A 16,654-nucleotide genomic window follows, 5' to 3' on the forward strand; every position below is an offset into this window, starting at 1 on the left:
TTTTCATTACCTCTTCTTTTTCCGCACTGTACCGCCTTCCACCGTATACCTAAATAGCGCATCTTCGGCGCCCCCTGTATCATCCGTAACTTGAAACGTCGCTGCATCTCCCGACTTATAAACCCCACCCGTCACAAAGCTGAACACTACACGGTCGTCTTTGCCCCAATATGGATTCAGCATGACAAATGTACTTCCATTGACACCCTTTACCGTACGGTTGCCATTGGCATTATATAGACCATTCTGATCCGTGGCCCAACTCTGGGGATCGGCATCGAATAGATGTGTAAAGCTGGCACGATCGATATGTTTATTTGGTTTACCCCATAGATATATATGATCGGCATCCACTGCCCAGCTCCCGGAAGGTGTTATTAACTCAAATGTCGATGCATCCGCCCCCTTGATCATCTGAAGCACATCGTCTGGATGACCAAAAGGCTGACTTGTCCGAACAACCTCGGCACGATACACATGGTGCTGATCCTTGGAAAGTCCGAGATGCTCTGTCCCGGCAAACACTTCAAACTCCCGAGCATCTGCCTCATCGACACGGTATCCGTTGTAATACACATGATTGCGGTCACGTCCAAAAGGTCCACCTAGTGGCTGAAACGTATCCGGGTCTGCTCCTTTTACAGTGCGCCACTGAAAATAAACACGTTCCCGGTCACGTGCAAACTGCTCATCCAGCGGTTCAAAGGTAGACCTGTCCACTTCACGAACAAGGTTAAATACGCCCTTCGCTTCTCGATGAGCCGTAACGCCCCATTCTGTTTTATAAAAAATAGACGACGCAGTCTCAACCCAATTCCCTGTGATCTGCGTAGCGCCCTCTGCACTGTGTGCATATTGATCATTCCACCAGCCAGGTACGTCGGAATGATGCTCACGCAACCATTCTCTCACCTCATCCTTGTCCCCATTCGCATAGCGAAGAGAGCTGGACAGATGGAACAGGTGGTCTTTGTCGGTACAATAATCGTGATGAGCAATCACAGCATTTGTATCGATATCCTCAAAAAGATGAAAATGCTGGCTACTCTTCACATATAAATAACGTTGGTCCTGCGCAAAGTAGGGCGTATCCGGCAACAGCCGAAAGCCTTCCGGATCGGAGTCAGGCACGGCCTGATCCTCCAGATAGACGTACTGAGAGTCGCAGCAGTAATCTTCATCAATCACACGGAAAGCTTCCGTATCCTGGCTGAACAAACTCGCCTTGTTCTTACGGGCATTAAACCACCATATTCCCTGATGATCACGGAGATAGGCGAAGGTCAACCACCCCTTTTGATAAGTGGAGATGACTTCAAAATCCTGAGCGGTAATGCCTCCCTTAATCGGAGTGCTGGTGCTATCTTCTTCATTATGCAATATCACCTGAAGGTCCTCATCTACAATAAACTTGTTCATGACGGTCCACCCTCCAACCATGATGTGAATTCAGTCTAGCTTTATTTTAACGTGTGTACCTGATCCGCTCTACATCATCGTACTTGATATTTAGCAACATTTCCTCTGCTCTCACCGCTCAGCCACGATGAAATGAAGGTTTGTTCAGCAATGGATGGATTGTTCACTTGAAAAAGAGTCTAGCCGAACTACAATATAAATGAAAGCGCTACATTTTATCTGATATCTTTCGGGAGGTGTATGTAATGGGTAACAGAAAAGCCGTCTGGTTTCTGGTCTTTGCACTCACGTTCACCCTGTTTGGACTTCATCCTGAACGAACAAGCGCAGCAAGTGTCACGATAACCAATGGCACCGATTGGCTCGACACCGCAGGCAACCCCATCCATGCGAACAGCGGCAACATTCTGCAGGTAGGCTCGACGTATTATCTGTACGGTGAACATGCGGTGGGTGGCAGGTTCGACAGTGTGAACGTGTACACCTCCACCGATCTGAAGAACTGGACTTTCAGCAACGCCATTCTGACAAAAGATTCGGCAACTGAGTTGGCCTCCAGTAAAATCGAACGCCCCAAAGTCATCTATAACGCCTCCACCAATCAGTATGTGCTCTGGGCACACTATGAGAACGGTACAGACTACAACCTCGGGCGTGTAGCAGTTGCAACAAGCAATACCCCGAATGGCAAATTCACCTATGAGGGCAGCTTCCGCCCGCTGAATTATGAATCCCGTGACATGACCGTCTTTGTTGATACAGATGGCACAGGTTATCTGGTTACTGCTTCACGCAAAAATGGCGGTGCCAATGATACGATGGCTATTTTTAAAATGAATGCAAGTTACACCGGAATACAATCCTTCGAGGGCTGGCTGTTTGAGAACGCCTATCGTGAAGCGCCTGCCGTTGTGAAAAAAGGAAACCGTTACTACCTCTTCACCTCCCAAGCGGCTGGCTGGTATCCGAATCAAGGTGCTTATGCTACAGCAACTTCCATGACGGGCCCATGGACTGCGCTTACGCCATATGGCAATCCATCTGCCTTCGGTTCGCAGATTCATGATATTGCCACGATTACAGGCAGCAATACCACATCCTACGTCTACATGGGGGATCGCTGGAATCCGATGAACCTCGGAGAGCACAAACATATCTGGCTGCCGCTAACCTTGAATGATTCGAACGGAACAGCATCACTGGAGTGGTATACAACATGGAATATCGATGCAGTAACGGGTGCAGTAACACCACCTGCTCTCGTCAACCATGCACAAGGCAAAACAGCTACCGCCATCTCCACAGCCTCCGGCTCGTCTGCATCCAACGTTAATGATGGTAACTACCAGACTTCATGGGTGGCTTCCTCCAATAGCTGGCCTGCCTGGTGGCAAGTGGACTTCGGCGCACCCAAGACGATCACCGAGATCGACACCTCCTGGTTTATGTATAAAGGTTCTGAAGGGTACTACAAATACAAAATTGAGATTAGCAACGATGGTGTTAATTACTCCACCTTGGATCGCACCAACAATCTGACCTATGGTTTCACCACGGACGCCGTGCACTTCACCGCCCGTTATGTACGGATCAATATGGTGAACGCCGTCTTGTGGAATAATCCGGGGAACTGGTACACCCCAACCCTGCACGAGGTCAAAATGTTGGGCCCTGCAACACCTGAAGCCACAGGTTACAGCCGGTTCAGTTCACACAACTATCCGGATCGATACATCCGTCATGCCAATTACACCGCTCGCGTGGATGCCAACGTCTCTCCTGTTCTGGATTCACAGTTCCGCGTCGTACCGGGTCTTGCCAGCTCCACGGGAATATCACTGGAGTCCCTTAACTTCCCAGGCTACTTTCTGAAGCGTAATGCCAGCAACAAAATTGTACTTGAAGCCTACGCCGACACCGCTGCCTATAAAGGAGATGCTACGTTCCTAAGCAGCCCTGGTTGGGCTGACAGCACCAAAGTATCCCTTCAATCGTACAGTCAGCCCGGATATTACATCCGGCATTATGATTACGTATTACAACTCGATGCCATCAATACATCCAGCAGCTCAACGGTAAAGAGTGACGCCACGTTTGGGCGAACAAATTTCTAAACCAATGAATTGGAGATGAGGATTAGCCACCTACATCTATAATTTAAATCTTGGGGAAAGGCCGCTTATTCAGGAGTCACAACTGAAGAAGCGGTTCTTTCTGCTTCACCATTTCAGATATAGATCACGTAACCCCATCTCAGACTGAAAATGTAGGTTTAATTAAAGCATAATCGCCAGCCAGACTGGCTAGTGGCTGCCAGCTCTCTATCGCTATTTTATAATGACCGGCATATGCCTCTGCATCGACCCTTACGTGCTCTACTTTTCCAAGAACCAGATGATCTGTTCCCACCTCAATAATTCGATCCAGCGTAAGTTCAAAAGCAATCGGAGATTCGAGCACGGAAGGTACATCTACACGTATGCCCGCTTTCGGAGTAACCCCCGCCAGTTCAAATTCATCTTCGTCCGATGCTACATCTGCTGACGAACGCTGCATGGACGCTGCAAGTACAGCGGGAACTACATTGATCACAAACTCTCCCGTCTCCCGAATATTGAGGAGCGTATCCTTCACGGTACCTTGCCTCTCACCTACACCGGGTCCAACAGATATGAGCAGGGTTGGTGGATTGCGCGAAGCAACGGTAAAAAAACTAAAGGGCGCCAGATTAAGAGCACCGTCCTTGCTTCTCGTAGAAACCCAGGCAATAGGCCGTGGCACCACGGAACCAATCATCAATTTATACATTTCATCGATGGTGATATCATCTGCTGCAAACTCAAATGCATTGTCTTTTGCCAATGACACTAACTCCTTTTCTCCATTCCAACAGAAGCTCCTTCGGTTTACAAAGCCCCATGGGAAACATATAGTTGGTATAAGAATATACACTTGTTCACCACAAAAAAAGTACGCACTTTGAAGTGCGTACCTGCATAAAGGAGCTTATTCGTGATGGATAATCCGAGCACAATCCCAATGGAAACACTAACTCCATTCGACTACACCCTATCCATTATCGGCGGGAAGTGGAAGATGAAGATCATGTATCAACTTGCCTTCCATGGGGTCACACGCTACGGCGAACTCAAAAGACGTGTCCCCGGGATTACCTACAAGGTGTTAACCTCTCAACTGAACGATTTGGAACGTGAAGGTGTGATAAAACGAGTGGAGTATGATCAGACTCCGCCCAAAGTGGAGTATTCCTTAACCCCTCGAGGCAAGAGTCTAATGCCCATTCTGGAGGAGATATGCAAGTGGGGTGTGCATAATGTGCCGGAATCACAGACACTTCATGAACTATAGAGAACTATTGATGATGTCTGCGAATGCATCCCTGTTGTACGTATCATCCTGAATGCGCCATTCTCCCTGATCTTGCAAAAAGGTGATATCCCCCGATAACGGAATGGACTTGAACTCCTTGCCGTTATCGTCTGTAAATTTCAGATCAAGCGTGTATTCCACAAGAATCCAGTCGCTCTTGTTATCTTTGATCTTGGTTTGTATATTTTCAGGATGCAGTTTCGCTTGTTCGATGCTTGCAACCTGAAGAGGCAAGACAATATATCGATTAGCCATATAAGCCTCATAATTCCTGGAGGTCAGGAATGGCTTCATCGTCTCTCCTTTGGCCAATAACCCTTCCATCTCTAACGTATCATCATAATCCTTACCATCCACGGTGAGTTCTGTTGTCTTATAATCGAGCGACATTTCCAGCGCTTGTTGCTGCTCCTCCGCCGTCGCCTTCTGGTCCCCCGTATCACTTGGCTGTTCCGTTGCTGGTGGAGTGATGGGTTCAGTGCTTTCCGCTGGTTCAGATGGTGTACATCCCATTAACATGGCGGCGAAAAGAAATAATGTACCCATCACATATGCCAACTTGCGCATAGGTAATCCCTCCCTTTCTCGTCAGTATTACTCTCAATTATCCCTTCAATAGGATATAATGTCCAGTTATTGGGCACATCTGAACAGACACCCAGTGAATTACATCCATTGGGTGTCATCTTCATCATAGATTGTGTTATAGTCATCGGGAAGTGATTTGGAGGAGATAATGATGATGATCAAAATTACAACTGGACCAACTCAAGAAGGATAGCGCCTGCGGGTCCAATAACTGCGTGTTTCCTTCAACATTGAAGGTGTAAAGCTATGTCAACTTATCAAGTCGTTCCTATGATCTATGATTCCAAGGAACAGATTGAAGCTATTATTTTGTTCGAACAACAATGTAGACAGCTTGATTCCATTCATCTGAAAGCAGACCTTGACCATATCAGCAAAAAAGACGGAGACCACGCGCTCCTCTGTTATCGCCACGGTGATTTGGTAGGGCTCCTCAGCTGGTATGCTTCTGACGCTGTAACCGGGAATATTAATGCCATCGTACACCCAGATTTTCGTCGCCAAGGTGTGTTCAGCAGCCTACTGAAAAGGGTAATTCTGGACATGAAACCACAGGGAATCAACCAATTCAGTTATCGTGTTCCTCAGGGCTTATCTCCGGGCCTTCTTACTGCCCAATCCCTTGGAGCCATCTATGATCGTGCGGAGTACTCGATGCAACTTGTGAATGAGGTCCTTTCGGTTGTGGAGCCGCCTGAACTAACGTTGTCCGTGGCAGAAGCCGAGGATATGGAGTTTGTGGTCACTTGCTCATCCCAAGCCTTTGGAGATTCGGAAGACTGGACACGCGAGTACTTTATGCAAACAAATGAACCCAGCCGAGTCACCTATATTGCATGGCAGAATCAACTGCCTGTTGGGCTGGTACGGGTCAACTCCATTAATGCAACAACTGCATTTATTCATAATTTCTGTATCTTTCCTGCTTATCAGGGACAGAAACTGGGGCGCACTGCGCTTAGCATCCTGGTTGATCTCCTAAGAAAACAAAGTTACACAGATATCCGCTTATCCGTTGTTACCGAGAACAAACGTGCTTTGAATCTGTACCGCAGTGTTGGTTTTGAAGTGAATTCTGAGTATCACTATTTCAACGGTAGTTTATAAAAGGCAGTGGAGAGAGATCGTTTTCCTCAAAGGGAGACGGTCTCTCTTTATATATTGGAGAATTGAAAAATCAATTTATAGCCATCGAACGTTTGCCCGTACATTTCTCGATAGTTACCTTTGGTATAATGATTCACTGTTTTCCGCCAGAAAGATTGGCCAATCTTATTTGTCTCCGATGGATTGGTGAACAACTCCCAGTTTCCTCTAAACATGCCGAAGATCGTCGATGCCACGTGTTCAGCAACACCTACACCTCGAAACGGCTGCATCAGAAAGAAGTCATGTACAAAGAAATCAGTGCCTTGTGAACAATATGGCGGAGTAGCTATGAACGCAAACCCTGCCGGTATGCCATCCACAATCATGAGGAACGGATAAAGGCACTCTGGTTTTTCCCACCAGATGTTCTGTACATCATACTGATCCTGTAACGTTTTATAATCAGGACTTGGTTCGAAAATGCCATGTTTGTTCGGGGTATGCTCTCCACCCAGACCATAATGTCCGGATAGATCATGAAGGTATAGCGGGTACATATTTTTAATCATATACGCCTCGTCTTTATTCGTTAATTTCACTTCTATATTCATATTCACCAACCTTACCAGATGATTTAAGGAGTTATTTCACGAACTCTCACCGCATAACCTTGTACCGTTAAATGAATTGTACGCGCAGTTACACTACTCGAATATATAAAGAATCCTTAATAACCATTCTTTACAGTAAAAAAGCCACATTCGATTGCTCGAACATGGCTTCTATCGTTTCATCCCTTTTTGCAATACACAATTTTCTTGATGCTATCGATGGATAAACAGTATTGGTCCGCAAGCTGATCGATAGTTGTTCCCGCAGCAAAAAACCTGCGGATCTCGTCGTTCCGCTCCTGGACAACCCTTCTGCCACCCGAATTCTCTCCCCACTTCTTATGGGCATCCTTGGGCCTCGGAATATAGACCAGGCCTCCGGGAATATGACGCTGTATTTCTTTGAGTAATTCTTCCGGAAAGATTGTATCCGCATTAATATATTTCACGTTGCTCCACTCCTTAAAAGTTAAAATCTTTAAGGCAGCAGAGTCGTACGATGAACGCATTGGATATGCACTATAATGATATGGCGGAAATGGATTTCACGCTCTATACAAACAACCGCCGTTGTTCATCGCATGGACTCTGCATAGAGCGGATCGTGAAACTTCTTATGAATCGAATCATGGTAGCCCCCCATTCAGTTAATCTTATTCGTGCTGAAGAACTTTTAACTGTCCATTCCATAATAAGGTTTACTTTCCCTAATGGCAAAATCTACACGTCGAATCTGTAATATACCCCTGTTAATTCTTCTGATACGCTCCATAGCTTGTTTGAAATGTTAGCATCATATAATTTTTCGATGATCTTAGCGCTCTTGGGATAGCCCTTAGTGCCGCCCATACCACTGGGAGCAATATACTCCCCTCCCGTGATCGTCGGATCTGCTGCAGCATATAAGGTAGGTAATGCCCCCATATGTGCCGGTTGACTAATGATTTTCAAAAGACTGCGCATGAATATATTGGTCTGTTTCCCCGAACCGAAGGAAAATAGATTGGTATGCGAAATTCCTGGATGAGCGGCGATACTCATGGAATCAATATGGGCGGAATTAAATTTATTCTGCAGCTCTTTCGCAAACATCAGATTGGCTAGCTTACTTTGACTGTAGAACTTCATGGGATTATATCCTTTGGAGCCATCTAAATTATTAAAATCAATTACACCATTATGAGCAGCCATACTACTTACAGTGACTACTCTCGATTTCGGAGTAGAGATCAATCGAGGCAATAGTAGACCCGTAAGCGCAAAATGGCCTAGATGATTACTACCAAACTGTAATTCAAAGCCATCTTTCGTCAACTGGAATGGAGGGTTCATAATTCCTGCATTATTAACGAGAATGGACAAAGAATCGTATTGCTCAAGAAAAGCGGCTGCGAACTCACGGATACTAGCTAAATCGCTAAGGTCGAGCTGCATAACGATTACCTCTCCAGCTACATGCACAGACGACTTTATTTTATTAGCTGCCTTTTCACCTTTTTCCAGATTACGAACTGCAAGGATAACTTTTGCGCCTTTTTCAGCTAACGCTAATGCCGTTTCATACCCTAACCCGCCGTTCGAACCTGTCACAATCACTACTTTATCGGATACAGTCGGGATGATGTCTTTAGTCCAAACTTCGCTCATTTGTCTACACACCTTTCCTATCTCTTCCTTGATACCCTAATATCCAGCGTTTGAAAGCTTTTATCCCCCACCATACTGACTTAAACTCCGTTCCAGCATCCCTCTAACCTGCTGTTGCAGTTCGAGCGGAGACACCACCTTCACTTCCGGCCCATAGGAGAGTAACTTTCGTGCTGTAAAAGAGAACTCTTCAGGCGGAATCAGTCCGCGCCACTCATGGCCTTCAACCGACTTGAACAACACATCTGACGCAGCAATCCTTGCTCCAAATTCCGTGAATTTCAGCACCACTTCTACGCTTGCTCTGTCTTCTTTGGCATCTAGCCATGCCTTCAGGCTTGGAACAGATTCATCCACCGACTCCATAACAACCAACTGCTGCATGCGATCCACCCGATACAACAATACGCGATCCTTATTTCGGGCTGGCATGTACCAATGTCCCTGCTCATAGTAAATACCATATGGGAAGACCTGGACTTTTTTATGCCCATTGCGGGCATGATACATAAATTCGATTTCTCTCTTTTCTACCGCTGCACTCAATATCTCGGTTGTTAAAGGCTCGGAATGCTCACCAGGATGCTGGACAAAGGTGATATGCTCTCTCATTCGCATAATGAGATCCTGTACATCTTCGGGCAAAGTAGAGAAGTATTGCTCAGCCAGATGCTCACGCATCGACCCATACGGAAAATCCGGGACTTGCTGTAGATATTCCAGCATCATAAATAGTCCTAATGCCTCCTGCTGTGTCAGTTGAAGAGGTGGCAAAATCCGATTGGGCAACACACGGTATCCCCCGTTCACACCAACTTCGGTGTACAAGGGAAAACCCAGTGCCTGCAACGCATCCAGATCTCGCTGGATCGTACGTACGGATACGTCAAATCGTTCTGCCAGTTCCCGGGCTGTGAACTTCTGTCTGGAATCCATCAGGCGCATGATCGCGAGCTTCCGATTATTCATGAATTCAACATCCTAACTACGTCAACTTTTGTCATAGTTAAAGTGTATCATACATTTTGGAAGGGAGCGATGAACATGTCTGATAACAAAACAATTTTGTACATTGCTATGAGTTTGGATGGATATATCGCAAGACTGGACGGTTCGGTCGATTGGTTATTTGATGTGGAGGGTGATGGTGGAGACAACGGGTATGCTGCATTTTATCAAACGATCGGTAGCGTTGTTATGGGACGTTATACGTATGAAGAGGTGCTCACACTTTCCGAAGATTTCCCCTATGCTGATCGCCCAACGTATGTGCTTTCCCGCTCGGAACAGCCGCCCGCTCCGCATGTACAGTTTACAACCGAGACGGTAGATACGCTCATTCCCCGGTTAAAGCAGACTTCTGACGGAGATGTGTGGATTGTGGGTGGCGGAATACTGGTTGAAGCTGTGTTAGCCAAAAAAATGCTGGATGAGATTGAAGTCGCCATTATTCCCAAAATTCTTGGTGAAGGCATCCCCTTATTCCCGACAGGCTCGGTACCAAGTCAATTCAAAATGGTCCGGACCCAGACGCTGGGACAGATCATTTCGATTCGTTATGAGGTACAGAACAGCGGCACAGTGGACACACCCTCGAATGTCTAGATAATGTATATAAGTTGAACTAATCATTTACATGATAACGGAGAGGACAGAAATAACCTGAAAAAGCGAAGCGTTCGCCTTTATCCACGGATTTTCCCCTTTAAAAAAGGGAATGAAAAAAATCTGGGGATAACAGCGATTGAAAGGTTGTTCTGTCATCGTAGTGTCAGTGTAAATAATCTTTAGTTCAACTTATATAGAAAAGGAAAAAGACCATTCTTATGAAGAAGGGACCTCATAAAGTTAGACACCATCTAACCATTGAGGTACATTTCATGAAAGAGTGGTCTTTCCTCTTCCATATTTCAAGCTATCCTATCATTCCTCGTACATATTCCGCTAACACCTCTGCCGTCCTACGGTGAGATAACTCGCCTGGATGGGTGCGCGCCCCTACCGTCTCTTCGGTTGTATCAGGAAGCTGGATGATTGAGACCTTGTGGTCGCCTGTCCCCTTCATATACGCATCAACCGCGCGGTAGATGGCGGGCATCATGGGAAAACCAAGCATGCCATAAGCCCATACGAGATGTGCCGCCGGATTGTTTTTCCGAAGTTTGAACAGGTACTGTTCCACCGCTTTCTCAAAAGCGGCCAGATCCTCTTCATGATACGTTCCGTCCTCGTTCATCCGCTGCTTGTACACCTTGCCAGTGTCGGGATCTTTCCACTCGGGTGACTGAAATGCACCCCCATCATTGCTGCCCAGGTTCACAACCACCACATCCGGTTGCCACGAACCAAAATCATGCATTTCTCCTGCGCCGAGCGCTTTGTTACGTTCTCCGGCAAGCAGGCCACAGACCTGCTCGTAATAATCGGGGATGTTCCCCTTCGGGTTGTTATCCCAACTTGTCAGCACACCCCAGCCACTTTGCGAGATGACCCGGTATTCTGCATTCAATGCCTCTGCTGTCATATACGTATAATTATGTATGGCACTAAACCACATCGGAATCCAATCTTCTTCCGCTTTTGCCCCAATCGCACCTTCGCCAGATGTAATGCTGTCACCGATGAACTCGATTTTGTACGGTTTTTCCCGCACAGGCAGGAACGCTCCATCGGATTTCACCGCATGAATCTGCAAGGAACACCCCGGGTCACCACTCATCGCTTGAACATCCTTAACGATCCGAACATTCTTCACCACATCCGCGTTCATACCCCGGAATACACAGACCCAGTATCTTCCCGCCACTAACATCTGTCTGCTCACCGGAACACCGTTGATCAGAATGCTGATCCATGACTCATACATGTCATACTGCGACTCCAACTCAACCCATAGTTCGGCGCCCTGTACATTAAGTTCTACTGCACTTCCCGTCCAAAATAACGTCAACGGCGCCAGCTCTCCAGTTGTTCTGCCATGCACTTTGAGATTATGAACATCGGGCAGAGCAGTTACCTTTAAACTCTCATTAGCTATCACCATGCAAACCTCCTACGTTTGACTCAGATTATAAGCAGGCTCTCTACATGCTTCGGATATGCACTTAACTGATATTATGCAACTTTTGAAGCGCTTCCTCTTTGTTTTTCAAAAAGAAAAAATGCTTGCCATTGTTGCACTCATAGATGAAATCTCTCAGGCTCTTGCTGGTATGTCCTTCGAAATCTCCCACAATAGCAAGCTTAACATGATAGTTCACGTATTTCTGCAAAATCTCCCCTGCAAGCTTGGTTTTCAGTTCGAAGAACTCTTCGGTGATGTTCGTTTTGTCGATAATGAGCTTGTCAGCATCATCGGTATACCTTACCGAAGCCATCAAATCCAGTGCATCTTGAGCATTGTTGATGACGATGCCATTACTTTCAATTATGGCGACCTTGGAATTGCCTTGCTGATCAATGGTTATGTTCATTTCACTTTCTCCTCCTCTGGACATCGTTTCTTTATAATATCTCGCAGTTTTATAATAAAAAGCAATAATCGTAAAGTGCGTTCAATCATTAGCGTGATTCCCTAACCTCGAGTTGTCCTTTCTTAGTAGTTATAGACTGTAATTCAGGACGGTGCCTGGGCGTTGCCCGGCGGCTGGGGTGATATTGGCTTTTCGCCATCGGAAATAGCCGGGAAAGAAATTAAAGAAGAATCCGGGTTTGATGTCCTGCCGATGAGACTTTTAGCCGTATTGGACAAAAAATATTTCATGATCATCCACCCGAACCCTATCATGTATATAAGATGTTTATTCAATGTGAAATTGTTGGAGGAAAAGCTGAAACAGGGGTGGAGACCAGTGCGGTTGAATTCTTCTCATTGGACGAATTGCCTCAGCTTTCGTTGGAAAGGAATACGATTGAACAAGTTAAAACCATGTTTGAGTTTCTTGACCAGCCCGATAAAGAAGTGATTCTGGATTAAATTTTATAAAATTGATTCGTATGACAAGACCCGCAAACTAGCAATTCATCCCTCAAAATAGCACCGCCACTTTGAGCTGTCCCGAATATTAACTAGCACTCTAAACGGCGCATGCCCTATCTTAGTTGCGGTTTTCTCAAACAAAATGCAGGCCAGACTACACGCTAGTTTAATAACGCCTATAGCCTCCTTGACAATCTAACTATATGTTTTTCATTACATATCAGACTCATCACAAAAAATCCCTTGCAGCTGACCATGTTCAATCAAAAGGGATTGAAAAAGACTAAAAACTCCGAACAATAAATTCAGAGAGTTCAGAAAGGAACTACAATCATTATTATTATGAATGTCTTCTCACAATAATGTTAACATTTACTTAATATAAACAAACATAATATCTTATATTACAATAAATAATATAAAAATATAATTTTTTCCTTTTATTATATTTACTTAAAAGGGTTTTTATGGTATAAATAATATAGAATTCCGGAATTCTACATAAAAAACCTTCAGGAGAGTGAAAAAAATGAAAAAAAAACTTCTTACTATGACACTTGCTGCAGCTGTTCTTCTTGTTCCAATTAGTCAAGCGATGGCACAAACTAATCAAACCGCTAATAGTGGCTCGGTTGATTTGACTAACATCATTACAGAAGATCTTATAACTACATTTGCTACAGCAGATAATGGTGGCGGTACTTGGGATTATGGCACTTCTGTAGTGATGGAAAGTCTTGTAACTTATAAGAAGAAAGTCTGGTCCAACTATAACCATGCCACTAAGATACATTCTTCCACAGCCAGCATAGGTACACAAATTTCACGTAGCGGGCAAGTGAACAAAGGAGTAACTTCTTACGCCAGTGCAATTGGAGGGCTTACTGATGATACTCATGCTTATTGGAATGTTTATTAATACATGAGGCTAAATAATAAATATTGGTAGTTTTTGAATGATCTAGATTCCTCATTCCTTTTTATGTATATACGAGTATGGGGAATCTAGTTCAATTCTATACATCATGTGCTTGAAGGGGATTTGAGGATTGAAAAAATTAGTGGTTTTTTTTATATTATTCACGTGTTTTATGTCATTATATACGAGTTATAACGTTTATGATCAACAGGAAATAGGACGCGTTTATGGATTAGATCAACAATTAGGTTCTGAATTTTTCATTCCAGATAATCTGGTGTTATCCAATCCTGATGAAGTCTATCCTATTTTATTAAATACATCTACCAAAATGCATGTCAATATTATGCGGCCAGCCATCAACAATAAGCCTGATCAACAGATCGAATTGGTGAAATACATATTACTGAATGGAGAAACTTCTTTTTTTGATGCATTTAAACTGGAATCAGGGAGAGTTCTTAATGATAAAGACACTCTAAGTACGACAATGTATATGTCAACTTCAACTCATCGGGACCAAAATCAAGTTGGAGTGATCGAGGAATTTGGTGGAAATGATACAATTACAATACGGACTCTTAAAAGCTCTTACAATTACTTGCCAGTAAGTGGATATTATTATCTGGAGGCAGACCAAACTGTTCTAAATAAATTTTTGGGGAAGTTTTCTCAAAATCTGAACAACCACTACAGCCAGCAAGGGTTATCTGTTAATTTTTCACCTAATGACTTCACCAATACTACATCTCCAAAAGATTCATACAAGCCTGCACCAAAGTCAGATGTTAAAACATTATCTTACATTTTAATGTTCATAAACGGTTTTTTTGTGCTCTATTATAGCTTTAAGGAGACGAAACGCGTCGCTGTATACAAACTAATAGGTTTTTCTACTATACGAATATGGACTGAAGTAATTGGGAAAAATATTACGTTTATTTTTGCTCTCAGTGCAGGTTTTGCCCTATTTCTATTTCTCCTTGTCCCACATTCTAGTATCCTATTCTTTTATTTTCTAATGTATGAGCAAGTCAAGTTGTTCCTGATTGTGGTCATTTCGACAATACCAGCGTTAGTTTATATGAACTATATTAAAATAAGTGACGCTATTAAAAATAGAAACAAAACATTTTTAATTTTTTTGATAAATGTTCCACTTAAAATAGTTACCACGATCGTGGTTATGTCTTTATTCTCGGTATTGGTCAGTCAATATAATGCTGTTAAAAATGAAGAATATAACCTGCGAAATTGGAAGGAAAGTAGTGGATTTGGTGTATTTTATCCTGTGAACCAGGGATATGATGCACTAGATTTTCAGAATGGTGCTATTCGATTTATTCGTGCAACAGCAGGCCAACTTTATCCTGTATTAAATGAGTTGGGCTCCCTCCTTATTAATTCTCGTCAGTATGAGGAAACGGCACTTTTATTGGACAAAGATTATAGTGGATTTCGGTCTTTGCAAGTCAATACTAATTACCTTAGGGAATTTCCTGTATACGATAATAGTGGAAAGCCCATCCTTATATCTGATCAGGAAACTAGTTGGATTATATTGGTTCCTGAACAGTTCAAAAATCAGGAAGATGAGATTGTCCATTTTTTTAAAGATGAGCGCGAACAAAGGTCAACGTTCGAGAAAGAGCAACTGCAGCTGGAAATTCCAGCGCTGAAAAAACAACAAAACATTCAGATTATATGGTCTGCAAATCATCAGAATATCTTCAGCTTCAACCCGGATGTCAACCCAAAAAACAATAATACCATTTTAGATCCTATCATTCAGGTGGTTACTGAAAAAAATAGTTTATTAGGAGATCGGGACGCAATTCTTGGTGGAGGAAGTACAGATCCAATGAAAGTCAAATTACTCGATGGAGATACGGCGGGAACATATTCACTTTTAGAACCTACTTTGAAAGAGTATCAATTGGATGATAATCTCCATTACCTTATTACCGTTGATCAGTACATTGCGGAGAAATTATATCATTTGCAGAAACAACTTTATTCTACTTTAGTTTCTCTAACTATCAGTGTGATTATTTTTTGCCTTCTTATGATTCAGCATCTATCCATTTTATTCAGTAAATTTCAACAAAAATTTATTATGCGAGGACTTTTTGGCCTCTCTGATGCCAAACAATATAAAGAATTCATTCTGTTTTTCAGCATTATATGGGGAAGTGCCAGTATTGGTATTTACGTATTAGGGCTTTTCGATTCGCTTCTGACTATTGTTATTGTTATCGCTCTCATCATTCTGGAACTATGCTTCTCCGTAGCTTGGCTAACTCGAATTTCACGCAAACACACTATCAAAATGCTAAAAGGAGGGCACTAATTTGAAGGTTGTACCGGTATATGCACTTCATAATGTGAGTAAAAGTTATTCTACAAATCACATCATAAGTAACCTTAACCTAAATATTTTACATGGACAGATGGTCGCAATAGTAGGAAAGAGTGGTTCAGGTAAATCGACATTGTTAAATATGCTTGGTATGTTGGAAAAGCCCGATGAGGGAAGCATTAAGTTTTATGATGAAGATATCCTGAAAATTGGAAGAAAGAGGCGCACACATGTTTTGCGTAATCAAATCTCTTATTTGTTCCAAAATTACGCTCTGATTGAGAATGATCGTGTAGACGGAAACTTGGAAGTGGCTCTGGCCTACAGCCGTAAATCTAAAAAAGAGAAACAGGACTTAAAAATGGAAGCTTTAAGAAAAGTAGGATTGAATATTCCTTTGAACAAGAAAGTATATGAGTTATCGGGTGGAGAGCAGCAACGTGTGGCGCTGGCCCGGATTTTATTAAAACCATGTGATGTTATTTTAGCAGATGAGCCAACAGGCTCTCTGGATGCAATCAATCGTGATTTTGTTGTAAACATGCTTACTGCTCTTAACCGACAGGGTAAGACAATTGTAGTTGTTACCCATGATGATATCGTAGCTGAACATTGTGAACAAATTATTGAATTGTAACAAATTACAATAAAAA

16 protein-coding genes and 1 pseudogene are annotated in these 16,654 nt (G+C 43.5%); 8 read left to right on the plus strand and 9 right to left on the minus strand.

Annotated features, from left to right (window positions below):
* Positions 1-6 precede the first annotated feature (6 nt).
* The gene (locus tag QNO02_RS29555) at positions 7-1,419 is read right to left on the minus strand and encodes a DKNYY domain-containing protein (RefSeq protein WP_289390709.1); all 1,413 of its coding nucleotides are present in this window, start codon (positions 1,417-1,419) and stop codon (positions 7-9) included.
* A 245-nt stretch (positions 1,420-1,664) separates the two neighbouring features.
* Between QNO02_RS29555 and QNO02_RS29560 the strand changes: the two genes are divergently transcribed.
* Entirely contained in the window at positions 1,665-3,533 is a 1,869-nt protein-coding gene (locus tag QNO02_RS29560; protein WP_289390710.1) for an AbfB domain-containing protein, read from the plus strand.
* A gap of 139 nt (positions 3,534-3,672) precedes the next feature.
* Here QNO02_RS29560 and QNO02_RS29565 read toward each other — a convergent pair whose 3' ends face one another.
* Positions 3,673-4,287: a flavin reductase family protein gene (locus QNO02_RS29565; RefSeq protein ID WP_353959095.1), complete on the minus strand. Its 615-nt coding sequence runs from the start codon at positions 4,285-4,287 to the stop codon at positions 3,673-3,675.
* Between the two features lie 147 nt (positions 4,288-4,434).
* Here QNO02_RS29565 and QNO02_RS29570 point away from each other — a divergent pair, with 147 nt between their 5' ends.
* Complete coding sequence (locus QNO02_RS29570) at positions 4,435-4,788, plus strand: winged helix-turn-helix transcriptional regulator (protein WP_289390712.1); 354 nt, start codon at positions 4,435-4,437, stop codon at positions 4,786-4,788.
* On the opposite strand, the gene QNO02_RS29575 is transcribed toward QNO02_RS29570, so the two are convergent.
* Positions 4,783-5,376, minus strand: coding sequence for a hypothetical protein (locus tag QNO02_RS29575; protein WP_289390713.1), 594 nt, complete (start codon positions 5,374-5,376; stop codon positions 4,783-4,785). The two genes, QNO02_RS29570 and QNO02_RS29575, sit on opposite strands and share 6 nt — an antisense overlap.
* A 267-nt stretch (positions 5,377-5,643) precedes the next feature.
* On the opposite strand from QNO02_RS29575, the gene QNO02_RS29580 reads away from it, so the two are divergent.
* Positions 5,644-6,504, plus strand: coding sequence for a GNAT family N-acetyltransferase (locus tag QNO02_RS29580; protein ID WP_289390714.1), 861 nt, complete (start codon positions 5,644-5,646; stop codon positions 6,502-6,504).
* A gap of 47 nt (positions 6,505-6,551) precedes the next feature.
* On the opposite strand, the gene QNO02_RS29585 is transcribed toward QNO02_RS29580, so the two are convergent.
* From QNO02_RS29585 to QNO02_RS29600, 4 genes are all read right to left on the minus strand, one after another.
* Positions 6,552-7,097 carry a hypothetical protein gene (locus tag QNO02_RS29585; RefSeq protein WP_133386342.1) on the minus strand — a complete coding sequence of 182 codons (546 nt, stop codon included), beginning with the start codon at positions 7,095-7,097 and terminating at the stop codon, positions 6,552-6,554.
* Positions 7,098-7,276: 179 nt separating this feature from the next.
* Positions 7,277-7,546 carry a CD3324 family protein gene (locus QNO02_RS29590; protein WP_133386343.1) on the minus strand — a complete coding sequence of 90 codons (270 nt, stop codon included), beginning with the start codon at positions 7,544-7,546 and terminating at the stop codon, positions 7,277-7,279.
* Positions 7,547-7,817: 271 nt separating this feature from the next.
* Positions 7,818-8,744, minus strand: coding sequence for an oxidoreductase (locus tag QNO02_RS29595; RefSeq protein ID WP_289390715.1), 927 nt, complete (start codon positions 8,742-8,744; stop codon positions 7,818-7,820).
* 60 nt (positions 8,745-8,804) lie between these two features.
* Positions 8,805-9,713, minus strand: coding sequence for a helix-turn-helix transcriptional regulator (locus QNO02_RS29600; protein WP_289390716.1), 909 nt, complete (start codon positions 9,711-9,713; stop codon positions 8,805-8,807).
* A 69-nt stretch (positions 9,714-9,782) separates the two neighbouring features.
* Between QNO02_RS29600 and QNO02_RS29605 the strand changes: the two genes are divergently transcribed.
* On the plus strand, positions 9,783-10,349 hold the full coding sequence (locus QNO02_RS29605; protein ID WP_289390717.1) for a dihydrofolate reductase family protein: 567 nt from the start codon (positions 9,783-9,785) through the stop codon (positions 10,347-10,349).
* 310 nt (positions 10,350-10,659) lie between these two features.
* Here QNO02_RS29605 and QNO02_RS29610 read toward each other — a convergent pair whose 3' ends face one another.
* Entirely contained in the window at positions 10,660-11,784 is a 1,125-nt protein-coding gene (locus QNO02_RS29610; RefSeq protein WP_502921893.1) for an SGNH/GDSL hydrolase family protein, read from the minus strand.
* Positions 11,785-11,848: 64 nt separating this feature from the next.
* A complete protein-coding gene (locus QNO02_RS29615) occupies positions 11,849-12,217 on the minus strand; it encodes a DUF4180 domain-containing protein (protein WP_249913111.1) in 369 nt (122 codons plus the stop codon).
* A gap of 147 nt (positions 12,218-12,364) precedes the next feature.
* Here QNO02_RS29615 and QNO02_RS29620 point away from each other — a divergent pair.
* The 4 genes and pseudogenes from QNO02_RS29620 to QNO02_RS29635 form a co-directional block, all read left to right on the plus strand.
* Positions 12,365-12,720 (plus strand): annotated as a pseudogene (locus QNO02_RS29620) (NUDIX domain-containing protein); the annotation flags it as partial.
* A gap of 532 nt (positions 12,721-13,252) precedes the next feature.
* Complete coding sequence (locus QNO02_RS29625; protein ID WP_289390719.1) at positions 13,253-13,642, plus strand: lactococcin 972 family bacteriocin; 390 nt, start codon at positions 13,253-13,255, stop codon at positions 13,640-13,642.
* A gap of 130 nt (positions 13,643-13,772) precedes the next feature.
* Positions 13,773-15,992 (plus strand): DUF1430 domain-containing protein, encoded by a 2,220-nt coding sequence (locus QNO02_RS29630; protein WP_289390720.1) that lies wholly within the window; start codon positions 13,773-13,775, stop codon positions 15,990-15,992.
* A gap of 1 nt (position 15,993) precedes the next feature.
* Complete coding sequence (locus QNO02_RS29635) at positions 15,994-16,638, plus strand: ABC transporter ATP-binding protein (RefSeq protein WP_289390721.1); 645 nt, start codon at positions 15,994-15,996, stop codon at positions 16,636-16,638.
* Positions 16,639-16,654 lie beyond the last annotated feature (16 nt).

Source organism: Paenibacillus sp. PK1-4R (assembly GCF_030369595.1).
GTDB lineage: Bacteria > Bacillota > Bacilli > Paenibacillales > Paenibacillaceae > Paenibacillus.